This window comes from Schumannella sp. 10F1B-5-1 (genome assembly GCF_006517535.1).
In the GTDB taxonomy this organism is placed as follows: domain Bacteria; phylum Actinomycetota; class Actinomycetes; order Actinomycetales; family Microbacteriaceae; genus Schumannella.
In genome coordinates this window covers 394,846-412,523 of the sequence record NZ_VHQH01000002.1, presented here as the reverse complement: position 1 = coordinate 412,523, position 17,678 = coordinate 394,846, and the positions used below count along the sequence as shown (strand labels likewise).

Sequence of the window (17,678 nt, the reverse complement as noted above, 5' to 3'; positions counted from 1 at the left end):
GGCCACGCTGACCCGCGCGGGTCGCGCCGGGTCTCTCGTGCTGAATTGCGAAGCGCGAGTGACGATTGCCGCGCGTCAAGCGGTCAGAGCGCGCCCGGTATCTGTGCCAGGGTGGACGGGATGTCCCGACCCACCGCCAACATCCTGACCATGCTCGAGCTGCTGCAGTCGGCGCCCAAACGCTCGGTGGGCGAGCTCGCCGCGACCCTCGGCGTCGACGAGCGCACCGTGCGGCGCTACGCCGAGCACCTGCGCGAGCTGGGCGTTCCGGTCGAGACGATCCGCGGGCGCAACGGCGGCTACCGCATCGGCGACGGGCTCGGCATGCCGCCGCTCATGCTCAGCGACGAGGAGGCGATGGCCGTCATGCTCGCCCTCGCACTCGGCCGCCGCGCCGGCGTCGTGCCCGAGCGCGAGCCGGGCCTGGATGCGGCGATCGCGAAGGTCGAGCGCGCCCTGCCGACGCCGCTGCGCCGCCGCTACGAGGGGCTCATCGCGATGCCGTTCTTCGACGCCTCGGCGGGACGCGCGACGAGCTGACGTCCGCGACCGCGAGGGCCCGCATCCCCCTCGGCGGCGGGTCAGCTGCAGCTGTAGGTGACCCCGTCGACGACATGCTCGCCCGGGCCGAGCTCGGCGCACTTCGCGAAGAGCCCCGAGAAGATCGACACGAAGACGACCACCAGCGCCACGTCGAGCACGAGCCGCACGATCGACACGATGATGCCGGCGAGCGCGAGTCCGCTGGGCTCTCCGGCGCGCTTCGACTGCACCCGGGCGGCGATGCTCAGGCCGAGACCGAGCAGGGAGAAGAGGAACGCGGCGACGAAGCCGATGATCGCCAGGATGCGCCACGGCTGCTTCGGCATCGCCCCGCTGATGTACTCGCGAGCGCCCGAGCCGTCGTTCACGATCTCGCGGGAGTAGTGGAATCCGACACCCGAGCCGGGGCCCGTGCCGCCCCCGATTCCGGCACGACCCTGCGCCGTCGGATCGGCGAGGTAGGGGTTGTTCTCATCGCGAGGATCGGTCACGTCGTCGATCCTCGCAGACCCGCTCGCGTGAGACCACGCCCGCGCGGGGCCGCGCTCGCGTCAGACCACGTCGCGCGACGAGATCTGGTCGGTCGACCCGGGCACGGCCTGCGCCGGGTCGGAGCCGAGCGCGACGACGCGGTTCCGCGCATCCACGTGCACGATCTTGGGCTCGTGGCTCGCGAGCTCGACCTCGTCGACGATCACGAACGACATGAGGATGACGAGGTCGCCCGGCTCGATCAGGTGCGCCGCGGCGCCGTTGATGCAGATGCCCCCGCCGCCGGCCGGGCCCTCGATCACGTACGTCTCGATGCGGGCGCCGTTCGTGATGTCGACGATCTGCACCTTCTCGCCCTCGACCATGCCGGCCGCGCGCACGAGGTCGCGGTCGATCGTGACCGAGCCGACGTAGTGCAGGTCGGCCTGGGTGACGGTGGCGCGGTGGATCTTGCCGCCGAGCACGGTGCGCAGCATGCGGTGCCTCTCTCTCGCCGGGCGACGATACCGGGATCGCGGGGCGAGCGTCGGGAGCGGTGAGCCGGCGCCCGAGCGCACCGGCGACGCGTCGGCGGGGCGTGCCAGCATGTTCGGGTGACCGACCAGAACGATGTGATCCCCGCCGCCTTCCGCCCGCTGCTCGACCTGCCGCTCTATGCGCATCTGGCGACGGTGCGCCCCGACGGCGCGGCGCAGGTGAACCCGATGTGGTTCCTGTTCGACGGCGAGCGCGTGCGCTTCACGCACACGACGAAGCGCGGCAAGTTCCGCAATCTGCAGCAGAACCCGTCGATGGCCTTCTCGGTCGTCGACCCCGAGAACCCGCTGCGCTACCTCGAGGTGCGCGGTCGCCTGACCGAGGTCGTGCCCGACCCGACCGGCGCGTTCTACGTCGAGCTGGCCGAGCGCTACGGCATGCCCGACCCGCAGGCTCCGGCCGACTCCGCCGACCGCGTCGTGCTCGTGATGAGCGTCGAGAAGACCACGAAGCAGGGCTCGTAGCGACGAGCGCCCGGCCGACGCCGGGCAGAGAAGAAGGGGTGGATGCGCGCATCCACCCCTTCTTCTGTGTCGCGTTCGACCGGGTCAGCTCACGAAGGTCGCGTTGAGCGTGATCTCGACGCCGCTGAGGGCCTTGCTGACCGGGCAGCCGGCCTTGGCATCCTCGGCGGCCTTGAGGAAGGTGGCCTCGTCGATGCCGGAGACCTCGCCCTCCACCGTGAGCACGATGCCGGTGAGCTTGAAGCCGCCGTCGGACGAGTCGGGCCCGAGCGAGACGTCGGCCTTCACGTCGAGCTGCTCGACCGTGCCGCCGGCGCCGCCGAGCAGGGCCGAGAACTGCATGGCGTAGCAGGCGGAGTGGGCGGCGGCGATGAGCTCCTCAGGGCTCGTGGTGCCGTCGGCGTCGTCGGCGGCGCGCTTCGGGAACGAGACGTCGTAGGTGCCGACCTTCGAGCTGGTCAGCTCGACCTGGCCGCCGCCGGCCTCGAGCGAGCCGTTCCAGGCGGTGCGGGCGGTACGCGTGGGCATGTGGTGCTCCTGACGATCGGGGGAGGCGAGAACGATCGTTCTCGCTCGTCGGCCACGTTACGGGAACGATCGTTCTCGCGCAACTACACTGGCGACATGGACACCGTCGCGACTCCTGCCGAGCCCGCCCTGCGCGCGCACGTGGTCGAGGTCGCCGACGCGCTCTTCTACGGGCGGGGCGTGCAGGCCGTGGGCATGGACGACCTGCGCAGCGCATCCGGGGTCTCGCTCAAGCGGCTCTACGGCCTCTTCCCCTCGAAGGAGGCGATCGTGCTCGAGGTGCTGCGGCGCCGCCACGAGCTGTGGACCTCGAGCCTGGCCCAGGCCGTCGCCGCCGTCGCGAGCCCGCGCGAGAAGCTGCTCGCCACCTACGACTACCTCGCCGTCTGGTTCGACGACGACGACTTCCGCGGCTGCGGCTTCATCAACACCTTCGGCGAGCTCGGCGCCACATCGCCCGCCGTCGCGGCGGCGGCGCGCGAGCACAAGGCGTCGTTCCAGTCGTACATGGCCTCGCTCGTGGATGCGGCGGGCGGCAGCGCCGACCTGGCCGCCCAGCTCGCGATCCTGGCCGAGGGCGCGCAGACCACCGCCGCGATCGCCGGGTCGGGGGAGGCGGCCGGCCAGGCGCGCCGCGCGGCCGCGACGCTCATCGACGCCGCGCTGTAGCGGGCGAGACGGGTCAGGGCGCGAGCAGCACGAGCTGCTGCGTCGCGCGGGTCATCGCGACGTAGCGGTCGACAGCGGCCTCGACGCGGGCCGCGTCGGCGCGCGACGCGTCGTCCGCCGCCGCAGCGGCCCGCGAATCGGGCTGCTCGTCGGGCTCCGCCAGCAGCACCAGGTCGAACTCGAGGCCCTTCGCCAGCTCGGAGGTGAGCGACGCGACCCGGGCCCGCGGCGCGAACGACGCGTCGCCGATCACGACGGCCACGCCCTCCGCGTGCTCGTCGAGCCAGGCGTCGAGCAGCGCATCCCGCTCGCTCATCGGGATCGTCGTGACCGGGATGCCGCTCGCCCGCACCGACGACGGCACGTTCGCGTCGGGCAGCACCGCGTGGATGACCGGCTCGGCCGCCGCCATGACCTCCTCGGGCGTGCGGTAGTTGATCGTGAGCGAGGCGAGCTCGACGGGAGCGGTCGCCGAGCTGATCCCGACGCGGGCGAGCCGCTGCTCCCACGACTCGGCGAAGCCGTGGCGCGCCTGCGCGCGGTCGCCGACGATCGTGAAGCTGCGCGAGGGGCAGCGGCGCAGGAGCATGGCCCACTCGGCGTCGGTCAGCTCCTGCGCCTCGTCGACCAGGATGTGCGCGAAGGGTCCGGCGAGCGCGTCCGGGTCGGAGGCCGGCAGCGCGCCGGTGTCGATCAGCTTCTCGCGCAGATCGGCGCCGTACTCGCCGGTCAGCATCGAGAGGAGGCCCTCGCTGTCGGTATCGGAGTCGAGCATCCCCGAGCTCAGCAGATCGTCGAGCACGGTCTCGCGCTGCTCGGTCTCGCGCGCCAGCAGCGTCTCGCGCTCGCGGCGGCGCTTCGCCTCGTCGGGGTCGCCGATGCGCAGGCGGGCGGCGTCGAGCAGCGGCAGGTCGCTCGTCGTCCAGGCGCGCGGGTCGGCGCGCTGCAGGCGGGCGACGTCGTCGGGCCGGAGGCCGGGCGCGCAGGCGCGGAGGTAGGCCGGCACGCTGAGCAGATCGGCGACGACACCGGCCGGATCGAGCAGCGGCCAGGCGCGCGCGAAGGCCTCGCGCAGCTCCTCGTTCGTCGTGATCGCACGCTGCGCGATGTGCGGCGGCACCTCCTCGCCGACCTTGTCGATGAGGATCGTCAGCAGCTCCTCCCACACCTGGTCGCGCTGCTCGTTGTGCGGGGTGCCGCGGTCGGCGGCCGCGAAGGCGTCGGCCCAGTCGTCGGGCTCGAGCTCCACATCCACCCAGTCGGTGCGCACCAGCATGCCGTCACGCGGCGGGCGCTCGTAGTGCCGCACGGCCGCCTCGACCGCGTCGACGAGAGCAGCGGATGCCTTCAGCGCCGCGACCGCCGGGTCGCCCTCGCGCACCGCCACATCACCCTGGAGAACCAGGTCGGCGAGCGTGGCGATGTGCACGCCGTCCTCGCCGAGGCTCGGCAGCACGTCGCTGACGTAGTCGAGGTAGCGCGCGCTCGGGCCCACGAACAGCACGCCGCCGTGGCTGCGCGACAGGCGCGGGTCGGCGTAGAGCAGGTAAGCGGTGCGGTGCAGCGCCACGACGGTCTTGCCCGTGCCGGGGCCGCCGTCGACGACGAGGGCGCCGCGCGAGTCGGCGCGGATGATCGCATCCTGATCGGCCTGGATCGTGCCCAGCACGTCGCGCATCCGCCCCGAGCGCTCGCCGCCGAGGCTCGCGATGAAGGCCGACTGGTCGTCGAGCGCGGCGGTCTGCTCGAGGTCGGAGCCGCGGTAGACCTCATCCCAGTAGTCGCTGACGCGTCCGTGCGCCCAGCGGTAGCGGCGCTTGCTGGCGAGGCCGAGCGGCGCGGCGTGCGTCGCGCCGAAGAAGGGCTCGGCGGCGGGCGAGCGCCAGTCGATCAGCAGGCGCTCGCCGTCGCGGTCGGTGAGCCCGAGGCGCCCGATGTAGACCGGCGCCGACCCGTCGGCGGGCACGATGCGGCCGAGGCACAGGTCGAGGCCGAAGCGGCTCAGCTGGCGCAGGCGCGCGGTCAGCCGGTGCACCTCCTGATCGCGGTCGAGGGCCTCCTGACCGCTGCCGCCCGGCAGGCGCAGCGTCGTCGCGAGACGGCTCTCGAGGTCGGCGCGCTGGCGGGCGAGCTCCGCCGCGATCGCGGCGAAGTGCGACTCGTCGGCGGCGATCAGGCGCGGGTCGCGCTTCGCGGCGAGGCGGTCGGGAGGTCGAAGACGGAGGGCGCGAAGGTGGGGCCGGATGCGGCGGCCGGGCTGGATGCGGAGGCAGCGGATGCGGGGGTCGGGCCGGATGCGGCAACCGCCGGGCGGGCGGGATCGGCGGACGAGGGGACGGCGGAGGAGGTGTGATCGGCGGGCACGGTGCACGATCCTGCACCCGCACCGGGGTCTTGCGGCAAGTCCCCCTCGCGCGGATACTCTTTAACAGGCGGAGGGATTCCCTCCGCCTTTCGCATGTCCGGGGCGGCGTCGCGGTCGCGCCGGTCCGCATCCTGCTCCCGCCGCGCATCCGGAGGTCACCGTGCCGACCCGTCTGCTGCTGCTCGCCGACACGCATCTGCCGAAGCGGGCGAAGGCCCTGCCCGCCGAGGTCGTCGCCGCGGCGCGTGCCGCCGACCTGATCGTGCACGCCGGCGACTGGGTCGACGAGGCCACGCTCGACCAGCTCGAGGGTCTCGGCGAGGTGCTCGGCGTGTGGGGCAACAACGACGGCCCCGGGCTGCGCGCCCGGCTGCCCGAGATCGCACGGCGCGAGATCGACGGACTGCGGTTCGCGGTCATCCACGAGACCGGCCCGGCCGGCGGGCGCGAGCAGCGCATGCAGCAGGCGATCCCGGATGCCGACGTGCTCGTCTTCGGGCACAGCCACATCCCCTGGGACACGGTCGCGTCGAACGGGATGCGCCTGCTCAACCCCGGCTCCCCCACCGACCGCCGCCGTCAGCCGTTCTGCACCTTCCTCACCGCGACCGCGGATGCGGGCGAGTTGCGCGACGTCGAGCTCGTGCGGCTGCCGCCGCGCGGCTGAGCGCGCTGAGCCGCGCTGAAGCGCGCTGAGTCGCGCTGACCGCGAGCGGGGCGGCCGCGTCGAGCGACGGGGTGAGGGCGGGTGATCTCGCGTGACGCTGCGCGAGTCGAGCGCCGCTCATCCGGCTGCTGACCGGCCCATTACGCGCTCACTGCACCCGCTCGCATCCGGTGTCTCAAAAATCTGTGCGGAATTTCATAGGAAACTCTTGACGCGGTGTGCGCGGGCACGGTCTGATGATCCGCAATCCAGCCCCTCGACCAATGAAGTTCGGGAGACCACCATGCACGCACGCCCTCGACCGCGCCGGTCGACCGCGATCCTCCTCGCCGCGGTCTCCGCCGTCGCGAGCCTGATCGCCGTCGCCGCCGCGACCCCCGCCGCCGCGGCCGTCACACCGAAGACGCCGCCGCTCACGACGCCCTGGACCAACCAGGTGTCGACGACCAACCCCCTGCCCGAATACCCCCGCCCGCAGATGACGCGCCCCGACTGGCAGTCGCTCAACGGCGAGTGGGAGTTCCTGAACCCCGCCACCGCGGCCGACGGCAGCGTGAACCGCAACGCCGCGCCGCCGATCGGGCAGACGCTGCCCGAGCGCATCCTGGTGCCGTACCCGGTGGAGTCGGCGCTGTCGGGCATCATGCGCAACGACAACCGCGACCTCATGTTCTACCGCCGCAGCTTCACGGTTCCGGCGGGCTGGAGCGGACGCAACGTGCAGCTGCACTTCGGCGCCGTCGACTACGAGGCGACCGTGTGGGTCAACGGCACGCAGGTCGCCTTCCACCGCGGCGGCTACGACCGCTTCGAGGCCGACATCACGTCGGCGCTGCGCTCCGGCTCGAACGAGGTGATCGTGCGGGTCTACGACCCCACCGACGGCCGCGGCGAGAAGCAGCCCATCGGCAAGCAGACCAACAACGCGACCGGCATCTTCTACACGCCGTCGTCGGGCATCTGGCAGACGGTGTGGATGGAGCCGACCTCGGCATCCTCGATCTACTCGGTCGACATCACGCCGAACATCCAGAACAACACGGCTCGGGTGAAGGTCTTCACCCGCGGCAGCGTGTCGGGCTACAGCGTGCTCGCCGAGGCGATGAACGGCACGACCGTCGTCGGCAGCTCGACCGGCGGCTTCACCGAGTTCACGGTGCCCGTGCCGAACGCGCGGTGGTGGTCGCCCGACGACCCGTTCCTCTACAACCTGCGCGTGACGCTGCGCAACGGCAGCGGCGCGAGCGTCGACCAGGTCGTGAACTACTTCGGCATGCGCGAGGTCGGCACGAAGATGATCAACGGCGTGCTGCGCCCGACGCTCAACGGGCAGTTCGTGTTCCAGATCGGCACGCTCGACCAGGGCTTCTGGCCCGACGGGCTCTCCACGGCGCCGACGGATGCGGCCCTCGCCTCCGACCTGCAGAAGCACAAGGACCTCGGCTTCAACATGGTGCGCAAGCACATCAAGGTCGAGCCGGCCCGCTGGTACTACTGGGCCGACCGGCTCGGGCTGCTGGTCTGGCAGGACATCCCGTCGACGCAGGCCTTCGACGCCAACCGCACCCCGGCGCAGGCGGCCGAGTTCGAGGCCGAGGCGCGCGAGATCGTCGACGAGCACCGCTTCTCGCCCGCCGTCATCACCTACGTGCCCTTCAACGAGGGCTGGGGCGAGTGGAACCTCAGCGAGACCACCCGCATCGCGAGCTCGCTCAAGCAGTACGACCCGAGCCGCCTGCTCAATGCGCACAGCGGATACAACTGCTGCGCATCCAAGGGCGACCCGAACACGGGCGACATCCTCGACTGGCACATCTACACCGGGCCGGATGCGCCACGGCCGACCTCGACGCGGGTGTCGGTGCTCGGTGAGTTCGGCGGGCTCGGCCTCCGCACCCCGGGGCACGAGTACAGCCCCGACGGGCAGTTCTTCGCCTACGAGCAGATGTCGAGCGCCGCGCAGCTCAACGACCGCTACACCGGCATGGTGCGCGACGTGAAGCAGCTCATGACCACGAAGGGGGTCTCGGCCTACGTCTACACCGAGATCACGGATGTGGAGGGCGAGTACAACGGGCTCTTCACCTACGACCGGCAGGTGCAGAAGGTCGACACGAACCAGCTGCGCTCGGCGCACGCCGACCTGATCGCCGCATCCCGGGCCCTCAACTCCCCCGTGCAGCTGACGGTGGGGCACACGCGCTCGTTCAAGGTGACGACGCCCGGGTTCACCGACCGCTACCTGCGGCACTCCGACTCGCTGGCGCGCACCGACGTGCTCACGACCGCGAGCTCCGATGTGGCACGACAGGACGCCTCGTTCCGCACCGTGCCGGGCCTCGGCGACGCGCGCTGCTACTCCTTCGAGTCGGTCGACTACCCGGGCAAGTACCTGCGCCACGCCAGCGGCCGGGTGCGCATCGACGCGAACACCGGCGGCTCGTTCGCCGCGGATGCGACCTGGTGCGCCCGCACCGGACTCGCCGCCGGCGGCACCTCGTTCGAGTCACTGAACTTCCCCGGCTCGTACCTGCGCCACTACGCCGACAACGTCTACCTGGCGCGCAGCGGCGGCGCGAACGCCTGGGACACGGCGACCGGCTTCGCGGCCGACGCCACCTGGGACGTGAGCGGAGCGGCGCTCTGGCGCAGCTCGGCGCTGCTGCCGCAGGATGCGCGGCGCTCGCTGCAGGTCACGACCTGGGGCTTCACGAACCGCTACGTGCGGCACGCGAACTCGCTGGCCAGCACCGAGGTCGTGACCTCGGGCAGCAGCGCGACGCTCAAGGCGGATGCGACGTTCACGATCCGCCGCGGCCTCGCCGACTCGTCGTGCTACTCGTTCGAGTCGGTCAACTACCCGGGTCAGTATCTGCGGCACGCCGACAGCCGGCTGCGGCTCGCGAGCGACGACGGCTCGGCGCTCATGCGGGCCGACGCGACCTGGTGCTCGCGACCCGGACTGAACGGAGTGGGGGTGTCGCTCGAGTCGTACAACTTCGCCGGCTCGTTCGTGCGGCACTACGACTCCGCCGTGTGGCGGGCGAGCGGCGCGGGCGACAGCGGCTTCGACCGCCCGCAGGCGCTGTCGGCCGACAGCAGCTTCACCCTCGCGGCGCCGTGGGCGCCGTGATCGGGGGCTGACGCGGGACGCGAACGACCGACGGCCCGCCGCGCACGCGAGTGCGGGGCGGGCCGTCGGCCTGTGCGGATGCGGTGCGCGAGCGAGCGCGGTCGGCGAGCGCCGCGCATCCACGCTCAGTCGCCGACGATCAGAGCGTCGCGGTGTCGATCACGAAGCGGTAGCGCACGTCGCTCGACAGCACGCGCTCGTAGGCGTCGTTGATCTGCTCGGCGCTGATCAGCTCGATCTCGGGCGCGATGCCCTGCGCGGCGCAGAAGTCCAGCATCTCCTGGGTCTCGGCGATCGATCCGATTCCCGAGCCGGCGAAGGAGCGGCGGTTGCCGAACAGCGTGAACACGGTGATCGGCAGCGGCTCGGCCGGGGCGCCCACGTTGACCATGGTGCCGTCGAGGCGCAGCAGCTTGAGGTAGCGGTCGAGCTCGAGCGGCGCGCTGACCGTGTTGACGATCAGGTCGAAGTGGTTCGCCAGCTCGTCGAAGGTCGCGTCGTCGGCGGTCGCGAAGTAGTGCGACGCCCCGAACGCGAGGCCGTCCTCCTGCTTGGCGAGGGTGCGCGACAGCACGGTCACCTCGGCGCCCATCGCGGCGGCGATCTTGACGGCCATGTGACCGAGGCCGCCCATGCCGATCACGGCGACGCGCTTGCCCGGGCCGGCGTTCCAGTGCGCGAGCGGCGAGTAGGTCGTGATGCCGGCGCAGAGCAGCGGCGCGGCGGCCTCATACGGGATCGACTCGGGCACCGTGAGCACGAAGTGCTCGTCGACCACGATGTGGGTCGAGTAGCCGCCCTGCGTGATCGTGCCGTCGCGGTCGACGGAGGTGTAGGTGCCGGTGTTGCCCTTGAGGCAGTAGTTCTCCATGCCGGCGCGGCAGTTCTCGCACTCGCGGCACGAGTTGACCATGCAGCCGACGCCGACGCGGTCGCCGACGGCGTGCTTCGTGACCTCGGATCCGACCTCGGTCACCTCGCCGACGATCTCGTGGCCGACGACCTGCGGGTAGGCGATGTCGCCCCACTCGCCGCGCACGGTGTGGATGTCGGAGTGGCAGATGCCGGCGTAGCGGATGGCGATCAGCACATCCTTCGGGCCGACGTCGCGGCGCTCGATGGTGGTGGGGGTGAGGGGCTCGGTGGCCGCGGTGGCGGCGTAGGCACTGACGGTGAGCACGGGTCTCCATCCGGATCGCGGGGTGGTGGTTGGCCTCCAGCAGAGCACAGCGCACCTGGACGCCGGGACTGCCTGACGAAGGGGGTACTGAGAGAGCACCCCAGGGTGGATGCGGCGGGCATAGTTTCGATGCATGGACACCCGAGGCGACGTGCGCGAGTTCCTGATGACCCGTCGCGCGCGCATCTCCCCCGAGCAGGCGGGGCTCATCGGCGGCGGCAACCGCCGCGTCGCCGGCCTGCGCCGCAGTGAGGTCGCGACGCTCGCCGGCCTCAGCCCCGAGTACTACGCCAAGCTCGAGCGCGGCGACATCGGCGGCGCCTCCGCGGCGGTGCTGGATGCGATCGGCACGGCTCTGCAGCTCGACGACACCGAACGCGCGCACCTGCTCGATCTCGCCCGGGCGCAGGACGGCATCCCGACCTCCGGTCGTCAGCGCCGGCGCCCGGTGCGCGCCGAGGCGCCGCGCCCCGCGCTCACCTGGGCACTGGATGCGGTGACCGACGGCATCGCCTTCGTGCGCGACTCGCACCACGACCTGCTCGCGACGAACCTGCTCGGCCGCGCCTTCTACGCGCCGGTGATCGGCGACGGCGGGCGGGTGCCGAACCTGGCGCGCTTCCAGTTCCTCGACCCGGCCGCGCGCGACTTCTATCCCGAGTGGGATCGCTTCGCGGACATGTGCGTCGCCGTGATGCGCGCCGAGGCCGCCCGCGACCCGCACGACCGCGCCATGCAGGAGCTGGTCGGCGAGCTGTCGACCCGCAGCGAGGTGTTCCGCACGCTGTGGGGCCGGCACGACGTGCGGCAGCACGGGGCCGGCATGAAGCACTTCGCGCATCCCGTGGTCGGCGCCCTCGAGCTCGCCTACGAGGAGCTCGCGATCACGGCCGAGCCCGGGTCGATCCTGATGATCTACTCGGCCGAGCCGGGTTCGCCGTCGGCCGAGCGGCTGCGGCTGCTCGCGTCGTGGGCGGCGACCGAGGGGCTCGTGCCGTATTCGGCGGGCGCGGTCGCGGTGCCGGCCGGCGAGTCGGCGCCGGAGGTGGCGACCGCCCCATCGTCGCCCCAGGCGCCCCAGGCGCCCCAGAGCCCGCGGTAGGCGCCGCCGTTCTCGAGCAGCGCGGCGTGCGGGCCGCGCTCGACGATGCGGCCCGCATCCAGCACGACGATCTCGTCGGCCAGCGCGGCCTGGTCGAGGATCAGCACGGCGGGCGCGCAGAGCGCCGATTCGCCACGTGCCGCCGCGGGAGGCCGGGGCCCGTCGTGCCGGCCTCAGCCGAGCCGCGCGCGGTGCCGCCGCACGGCGGCCCGGTTCGCGCAGCGCACCGAGCAGTAGCGCTGGCGTCCGTTGCGGGTGACGTCGACGACCACGTTGCGGCAGCTGTCGCCGGCGTCGAGTCCCGCGGCGCAGCGGCCGAGCCGGTGCATCCCGCGGGTGCTCAGGTGCAGCGCGGTGCCGACCGAGATGACCGCGGCGAGCACGTGCGAGAGCGACTGGTCGCGGTCGCGGTAGTGCAGATGCCAGCCCTCGCCGTCGTGGTCGGTCAGACGGGGGTACGCGGCGGCGGCCGCCATCTGCGCGTTGAGGGCCGCGGCCCGCTCGTCGTCGGTCGCGGCGTCGACGACGCGCAGCCAGTCGTCGATCACCGCGCGGGTGCGGGGATGCTCGGCCGCCGTGACGCGGAACTCCATCGTCATGCCGAAGTCGCGCGTGCGTTGCTCGATCCCCGCGGCGTCGTCTGGCCAGTCGTTCGCCAGCGAGGCGGCGATCAGCACGGCGTACTCGCCGTAAGGGTTGAGATGCATAAGACCATGACATCACGCTGGAGGAGTGAACCGCATCCGCACTCCCTCATCCGCCGTCTCAACCCGCCTCGCAGCCTCCCGTCCGGAGGGGATGACCGCCGACTCGCACGAGCACGGCTGGCGCACCGAGTCGAGCCACGCGACCAGCGAGGGGCGCGTGGTCTACGTGCGCTGCGACGCCTGCGGTCGGCGTCGCGTCGACCTGCAGACGGCCGTCGGGATGCCGCCGGCGGCCGTCTCGCGAGTCGCGCCCGTGGAGCAGGGCGGTTCGCGATCGATCGTCTCGTCCGCCGATCAGGCCGACGTCTCAGCCGAGACGGAGCGCCGCGCCCGCCAGGCGACCCCGCCCGTGCGCCCGATCTCGTAGAGGGCGACGACGACCAGGGCGAGGCCCGTCGTCTCGGCGATCGCGGCATCCAGGTGCTCGCCCAGCAGCTCGGTGCCGTAGCGCGCCGCCAGCGTCACGACCCAGAGCGCGGCGCCGATCCAGCCGGTGCGGCCCTCCAGCTCCGGGATGCCCGCTCGCGCCCAGCGTCCGCCGCGGGCCCGTCGCGCCTCGAGCTTCGCGCGCGTCGCATCCGAGAGCGGACGCAGCCGGGTCAGCGTCCCCGCCGCCGCCCCGGAGCCGAGCGCCGCGACGACCGCGATCGCCAGCAGCCCGAGATCGACGCCCGTCGGCGGCAGGAGTCCGGTATTAGTCAGGCTCACGACGCCGATCAGGCCGATGACGCCGGGCACGCGCCACTCGATCGCCGTCTCGACCGGACGCCACCGCAGCTCCTGCACGATCGTGTAGACGACGTAGAGCAGCGCGCCGACCTCCTGCAGGCGGCCGGTCGCCTCGAGCAGTTCGAGGATCACGCGGCCGTCCCGGCGGCTGCGCCGGCGTCGGTGCCGGTGCCGGTGTGCGCGTCGGGCACCACCACCGCGCGACCCGGGCCGGCGTAGGTCCACGCGGCCGCCGCATCCTCGAACCCGAACGGCACCGCCTGGGGCGTCAGCACGCCGTCGGCGATCGCCTGCATCACGTGCGGCATCGTCGCGACGAGGCGCTCGCGCCGCACCGAGCCGAGCCCGCTGCCCGTGATGCGCAGGCGCCGCGACCGCAGCAGCGCCGCCGGCACCGACGCCTCCGCGCCGGCCATCGACCCGATCTGCACGTAGGCGATGTCGGCGCTCTCGTCGGCCCCGCGTGCCCGGCCGAGCGCCGCGAAGGCGGCCTCGGCGACCGGACCCCAGAGGAAGTCGAGCACGATCGAGGGGGCGTGTCCGTCGAGGGCGACGGTCAGCGCATCCGCGCTCGCGTCACCGCCGGCGCCGGCGTCGGCGCCGCCGCTCGCGAGCGACGCGACCACCGCGCCCTCGGCGGTGAGCGCCGCGAGCCCGGATGCCGACCGCCCTGCTGCGACCACGCGCTCGGCCCCGAGCGCCCGCGCGGCCTGCACCGCGAGCCCGCCGGCCATGCCGGTGGCGCCCAGCACGAGCACGGTGCCGAGCGCGCCGACCTCCTCGGCGCGGGCGGCGAGCGGCAGCCATCCCGACATCGCCGGGTTCATCCCTGCGGCGACGGCGAGCGGGTCGGCGGCCTCAGGGAGGGGCGCGCCGAAGGGCGCCGTCATCCGCTCGGCCATCGTGCCCCAGGGCTCGGGCGTCCAGCCCGTGTAGACGAGGCGCCCGTCGGCGTCGCGGGCCACCGCATCCACGCCCGGCACCATCGGATACACGTCGCCGGCGCTGTAGTGCGCGCCCGAGGCGCGCGACGTGACGACGGGATGCACGCCCGCCGCGACGAGCTCGAACACCGGGCTACCGGCCGAGGTCGGCGGCTCGAGGAACTCGGCGGCAAAGGGCGCAGCACCTGCTCGGGAGATCGTGACGGCGCGCATGTTCGACTCCTTAACTAAGTTCAATTGACGAGCCGATCGTCGCTTAACTTTGTTAAGGTGTCAAGCGTGGCGAAGGGCATCACCAAAGCGGCGATCGTGCAGGCCGCGCTCGACCGACTCGACGAGGCGGGCATCGACGGCGTGACCGTGCGGGCCGTCGCCGAACGGCTCGGCGTGCGCGCGCCGGCGCTCTACTGGCACATCCGTGACAAGCAGACCCTGCTCGACGAGATGGGCACCGAGATCGAGCGCCGCGTCGTCGCCGCCCTGCGCGGCCGCGGCGAGCTCGGCTGGCGCGAGGGACTCACGACCTTCGCGAACGTGCTGCGCGCCGAGTACCTCGCGCACCGCGACGGCGCCCGCGCCTTCAGCGGCACCCGCATCACCGACCCCGAGGTGCTGAAGGCACAGGAGCCGTGGATGCGCCGCTGGACCGAGACGAGCGACGTGCCGATCGAGATGGTCGCCCTCGCCGGCGAGCTCGTCACCGCCTTCGTCGTCGGCTTCGTGATCGAGGAGCAGGAGCGCGCCCAGTCGGGCCCCGACCGCTATTCGATCGAGGCCCGGGATGCCGCACTCGGCCCCGACGCGCCGATCACCGCCGCCGCGGGCCACGCCCGGTCGGGGGATGCGAGCGCCCGCTTCACGCTGCAGCTCGAGATCGTGCTCGATGGGCTCGCGGCGCGGCTCGGGGGCTGAGCGCCGACCTCGCCTAGGACGCGGCTCGATCGCCGAGCAGCCCGAGCAGGAACTCCATCCCGGTGCGGATGTCGCCCCAGCCGGTCCGGGCGCGCAGGCGACCGCTCGCGTCGGCGTCGATCAGGCCGTGCACGGTCGCGAAGAGGGTGATGCCGAGGTTGTCGCTCGGCGACACCGGCAAGGATCCGTCCTCCTGGCAGTCGACGACGATGTCGACGAACGCCTGGAGGGCCGTCTCGGCCGCCGCATCGAGGTCGGCGTGCCGGGGTGCGGGATCCGGCGAGCCGAAGACCAGCCGATAGCGCGCCGGATGGTCGCGCGCGAACGCGACGATCACATCCACGGCATCGAGAAGCCGTGCCCAGCCGCCGGCCGCGCCTGCGCGCACCCCGCGCCACAGCTCGGCGAGGTGGATGAGGTCGCGGGTGGCGACCGCGGCGAGCAGGGCGTCGCGCCCGTCGAAGTGCTTGTAGGGCGCGTTGTGCGACAGGCCGGTGGCCGTCGCGACGGCGCGCAGGGTGACGGCGGACTGGCCGCCGTCGTCGAGCAGTCGCGCCGCCGCGTCGACGAGCCGGTCGGCGGTGCTGATCGCGCCGGCGCCCATCGGCCCGGCGCCCATCGGGCCCCCGCTCACCGGGCCGCGGCGATCGCGCCGGGAACCGCCTGCTCGATCAGCGCGATCGAGTCGTCCCAGAGCTTCGCCGCGCGGCGGCGGTCGTAGGTCAGCGTCGCCGAGCGCACGGCCGACAGCACGCCGTCGTTCGCCTGGAAGTACTCCCCGGTGCGGTCGGCGAACTCGGGATCGATCGCGAGCCGGGCGAGCGATCCGCCCGAGAACGCGACATCGGAGACGACCCCGCCGATGCGCTTCGATATCCAGCCGAACAGCGACGTCGTGGCGATCCGCTGAACGGCGCGGGGCATGTCGCGCAGGAACCCGGTCTCGGGCACCTGCCCGGGGTCGAAGGCGATCGACTGCACCGCGCTCCCCTCGGCGCGCAGACGCCGATCGAGCTCGTAGATGTACATCACGGCGCACATCTTCGAGGTCGAGTAGCGCTTGCCCGCACCGAGCGGCTCGGCGCCATCCTTGCCGACGACCGCGAGCACGGTCGCATCGGGCTCGACGGCGGCGCCGACCAGTCGGCCGTCGACCGACTCGGGATCGTGCGTGCCGCTCGCCGTCACGATCACCCGCGCCGTCGCGCTGAGGTGCGGCCTCAGCAGGTCGACGAGCAGCACGTTGCCGAGGTGGTTGGTCGCGAACGTCAGCTCGTAGCCCTCGGTGCTGTAGCCGATCGGGCCGTCGTGGCGCCCACCCGCGTTGCAGAGCACGGCGTCGAGCTCGGCGATCGCGCCGGCCTCGCGCCAGCGCCCCACCTCGGCAGCGGCCTCGCGCACGGAGGCGAGCGAGGAGGTGTCGAGCTTCAGCAGCGACACCATGACGCCGTGGTCCGCCGCCAGCTCGTCGGCGACGGTGCGCATCCGCTCGGGCGACCGGCCGGCGAGCACGAGATCGGCGCCGGCTCGCGCGAGGTCGCGCGCGGCGACGAGGCCGATGCCCGAGTGGCCGCCGGTGATCAGGACTGTCGTCATCGCTACCTCCAGGTTGACGTTGTCAACCTACGTCGCGACGGTTGACAATGTCAACCCGACGCTGAAAGGCGCGCGCCGAACACCCTCACCCGCTCGCCCGCACCACCAGCGTCGGCGTCAGCTCGACCTTGCGCACGGCCGCGCCGGTGCCCGAGATCGCGCCGAGGATGAGGTCGAGCGCGGCGGCGCCCGACTCCTCGAGCGGTTGCCGCACGGTCGTCAGACCGAGAGCGGCGCCGAGGGGTCCGTCGTCGTAGCCGACGATCGCGACGTCGTCGGGCACCGAGCGTCCGGCCGCCGCGAGACCGCGCCAGGCCTGCGCGGCCAGCTCGTCGTGGTTCGCGACGACGGCGGTGGGCGCATCCCGGCCGCTCAGCACCTCGAGCAGCGCGGGCGTCGGATCGGTGCCGAGCGGGCCGCGCACGTCGACGATCTCGAGCGATTCGAGCAGCCCCTGCCGACGCAGCATGCCGGCCGAGATGTAGTCCTCCGAGCGCTGGATCTCGCCGAGGAAGACGACCCGCTCGTGCCCCCGCGCGCGCAGATGCTCGCCGATCAGCCGGCCGCCGAGCTCGTCGTCGATGAGCACGACCGGCACGTCGTCGCCGACCGGACGCGCACGGCGCATGTCGATGAACACGAGGGGGAGCGCGGCCTCGCGACTCGCGCGCAGGGCGGCGCTGCCGAGCGGCACGCCCATCACGATCAGCCCGTCGATCCCCCTCCGCGCGGGCAGCGCATCCAGCAGCGGGGCGTCGACCTCGGCCGCCGATTCGAGGTCGTGCGCGGCCAGGTCGATGGAGGCCTGGCGGGCGCGCACGAGCATCCCCGAGAACCGGCGGAAGTAGCTGGAGTAGGTGCTGAACGGCGCCGCGACCGCGATGCGGGTGCCGGCGTTCGCGTGCGAGGCGGCCCCGGATGCGCGGTACCCGAGCGCGCCCGCAGCGGCCACGACGCGCGCCCGCGTGCGCTCGCTCACCCGGTGCGGCGCGTTGATCGCGAGCGACACCGTCGAGATGCTCACGCCCGCGCGCTCGGCGACCGTGTAGATCGTCACCTTCGACATGCGGAAAAAAGTACTTCATCGAAGCTCTTCGATCCGCTCAGGAT

The 17,678-nt window shown here is 72.7% G+C and carries 18 protein-coding genes; 7 read left to right on the top strand and 11 right to left on the bottom strand.

Translation table 11 applies throughout. The features are described 5' to 3' along the window. The first annotated feature begins 120 nt into the window (after positions 1 to 120). The gene (locus FJ658_RS03405; RefSeq protein ID WP_181408305.1) at positions 121 to 540 is read left to right on the top strand and encodes a YafY family protein; all 420 of its coding nucleotides are present in this window, start codon (positions 121 to 123) and stop codon (positions 538 to 540) included. 41 nt (positions 541 to 581) lie between these two features. Here the strand turns inward: FJ658_RS03405 and FJ658_RS03400 are convergent, their stop codons facing one another. Beyond that, positions 582 to 1,034: a hypothetical protein gene (locus tag FJ658_RS03400; RefSeq protein WP_141143953.1), complete on the bottom strand. Its 453-nt coding sequence runs from the start codon at positions 1,032 to 1,034 to the stop codon at positions 582 to 584. Between the two features lie 60 nt (positions 1,035 to 1,094). Next, on the bottom strand, positions 1,095 to 1,511 hold the full coding sequence (gene panD, locus FJ658_RS03395) for an aspartate 1-decarboxylase (protein WP_141143952.1): 417 nt from the start codon (positions 1,509 to 1,511) through the stop codon (positions 1,095 to 1,097). A gap of 117 nt (positions 1,512 to 1,628) precedes the next feature. Here panD and FJ658_RS03390 point away from each other — a divergent pair, with 117 nt between their 5' ends. Beyond that, positions 1,629 to 2,036: a PPOX class F420-dependent oxidoreductase gene (locus tag FJ658_RS03390; RefSeq protein WP_255447527.1), complete on the top strand. Its 408-nt coding sequence runs from the start codon at positions 1,629 to 1,631 to the stop codon at positions 2,034 to 2,036. 84 nt (positions 2,037 to 2,120) lie between these two features. Here FJ658_RS03390 and FJ658_RS03385 read toward each other — a convergent pair whose 3' ends face one another. Next, complete coding sequence (locus FJ658_RS03385) at positions 2,121 to 2,564, bottom strand: OsmC family peroxiredoxin (protein WP_141143951.1); 444 nt, start codon at positions 2,562 to 2,564, stop codon at positions 2,121 to 2,123. Between the two features lie 96 nt (positions 2,565 to 2,660). Between FJ658_RS03385 and FJ658_RS03380 the strand changes: the two genes are divergently transcribed. Continuing rightward, positions 2,661 to 3,233, top strand: coding sequence for a TetR/AcrR family transcriptional regulator (locus FJ658_RS03380; protein WP_141143950.1), 573 nt, complete (start codon positions 2,661 to 2,663; stop codon positions 3,231 to 3,233). A 13-nt stretch (positions 3,234 to 3,246) separates the two neighbouring features. Here the strand turns inward: FJ658_RS03380 and helR are convergent, their stop codons facing one another. Next, positions 3,247 to 5,478 (bottom strand): RNA polymerase recycling motor ATPase HelR, encoded by a 2,232-nt coding sequence (gene helR / locus FJ658_RS03375; RefSeq protein WP_141144012.1) that lies wholly within the window; start codon positions 5,476 to 5,478, stop codon positions 3,247 to 3,249. Positions 5,479 to 5,758: 280 nt separating this feature from the next. Here helR and FJ658_RS03370 point away from each other — a divergent pair, with 280 nt between their 5' ends. Both FJ658_RS03370 and FJ658_RS03365 read left to right on the top strand, forming a co-directional pair. Continuing rightward, positions 5,759 to 6,265: a metallophosphoesterase gene (locus tag FJ658_RS03370; protein ID WP_141143949.1), complete on the top strand. Its 507-nt coding sequence runs from the start codon at positions 5,759 to 5,761 to the stop codon at positions 6,263 to 6,265. A gap of 283 nt (positions 6,266 to 6,548) precedes the next feature. After that, positions 6,549 to 9,398, top strand: coding sequence for an AbfB domain-containing protein (locus FJ658_RS03365; protein WP_141143948.1), 2,850 nt, complete (start codon positions 6,549 to 6,551; stop codon positions 9,396 to 9,398). Positions 9,399 to 9,537: 139 nt separating this feature from the next. On the opposite strand, the gene FJ658_RS03360 is transcribed toward FJ658_RS03365, so the two are convergent. Next, the gene (locus tag FJ658_RS03360; RefSeq protein WP_141143947.1) at positions 9,538 to 10,578 is read right to left on the bottom strand and encodes an NAD(P)-dependent alcohol dehydrogenase; all 1,041 of its coding nucleotides are present in this window, start codon (positions 10,576 to 10,578) and stop codon (positions 9,538 to 9,540) included. Between the two features lie 133 nt (positions 10,579 to 10,711). Here FJ658_RS03360 and FJ658_RS03355 point away from each other — a divergent pair, with 133 nt between their 5' ends. Next, positions 10,712 to 11,680 (top strand): helix-turn-helix transcriptional regulator, encoded by a 969-nt coding sequence (locus FJ658_RS03355; RefSeq protein WP_141143946.1) that lies wholly within the window; start codon positions 10,712 to 10,714, stop codon positions 11,678 to 11,680. 173 nt (positions 11,681 to 11,853) lie between these two features. On the opposite strand, the gene FJ658_RS03350 is transcribed toward FJ658_RS03355, so the two are convergent. From FJ658_RS03350 to FJ658_RS03335, 3 genes are all read right to left on the bottom strand, one after another. Further along, the gene (locus tag FJ658_RS03350; protein ID WP_141143945.1) at positions 11,854 to 12,387 is read right to left on the bottom strand and encodes a CGNR zinc finger domain-containing protein; all 534 of its coding nucleotides are present in this window, start codon (positions 12,385 to 12,387) and stop codon (positions 11,854 to 11,856) included. A 294-nt stretch (positions 12,388 to 12,681) separates the two neighbouring features. Beyond that, positions 12,682 to 13,248 carry a hypothetical protein gene (locus tag FJ658_RS03340; RefSeq protein WP_141143943.1) on the bottom strand — a complete coding sequence of 189 codons (567 nt, stop codon included), beginning with the start codon at positions 13,246 to 13,248 and terminating at the stop codon, positions 12,682 to 12,684. Beyond that, positions 13,245 to 14,273: a zinc-binding alcohol dehydrogenase family protein gene (locus tag FJ658_RS03335; RefSeq protein WP_141143942.1), complete on the bottom strand. Its 1,029-nt coding sequence runs from the start codon at positions 14,271 to 14,273 to the stop codon at positions 13,245 to 13,247. Before FJ658_RS03335 ends, FJ658_RS03340 begins: the two co-directional genes overlap by 4 nt. A 66-nt stretch (positions 14,274 to 14,339) precedes the next feature. Here FJ658_RS03335 and FJ658_RS03330 point away from each other — a divergent pair, with 66 nt between their 5' ends. Next, positions 14,340 to 14,972, top strand: coding sequence for a TetR/AcrR family transcriptional regulator C-terminal domain-containing protein (locus FJ658_RS03330; protein WP_141143941.1), 633 nt, complete (start codon positions 14,340 to 14,342; stop codon positions 14,970 to 14,972). Positions 14,973 to 14,985: 13 nt separating this feature from the next. On the opposite strand, the gene FJ658_RS03325 is transcribed toward FJ658_RS03330, so the two are convergent. From FJ658_RS03325 to FJ658_RS03315, 3 genes are all read right to left on the bottom strand, one after another. Then, entirely contained in the window at positions 14,986 to 15,606 is a 621-nt protein-coding gene (locus tag FJ658_RS03325; RefSeq protein WP_141143940.1) for a TetR/AcrR family transcriptional regulator, read from the bottom strand. Beyond that, positions 15,603 to 16,568 (bottom strand): SDR family NAD(P)-dependent oxidoreductase, encoded by a 966-nt coding sequence (locus FJ658_RS03320; protein WP_141143939.1) that lies wholly within the window; start codon positions 16,566 to 16,568, stop codon positions 15,603 to 15,605. The genes FJ658_RS03325 and FJ658_RS03320 overlap by 4 nt, the downstream gene beginning before the upstream one ends. Positions 16,569 to 16,653: 85 nt before the next feature. Beyond that, positions 16,654 to 17,634, bottom strand: a complete 981-nt coding sequence (locus FJ658_RS03315) for a LacI family DNA-binding transcriptional regulator (RefSeq protein ID WP_141143938.1) — start codon at positions 17,632 to 17,634, stop codon at positions 16,654 to 16,656. Positions 17,635 to 17,678: the final 44 nt, after the last annotated feature.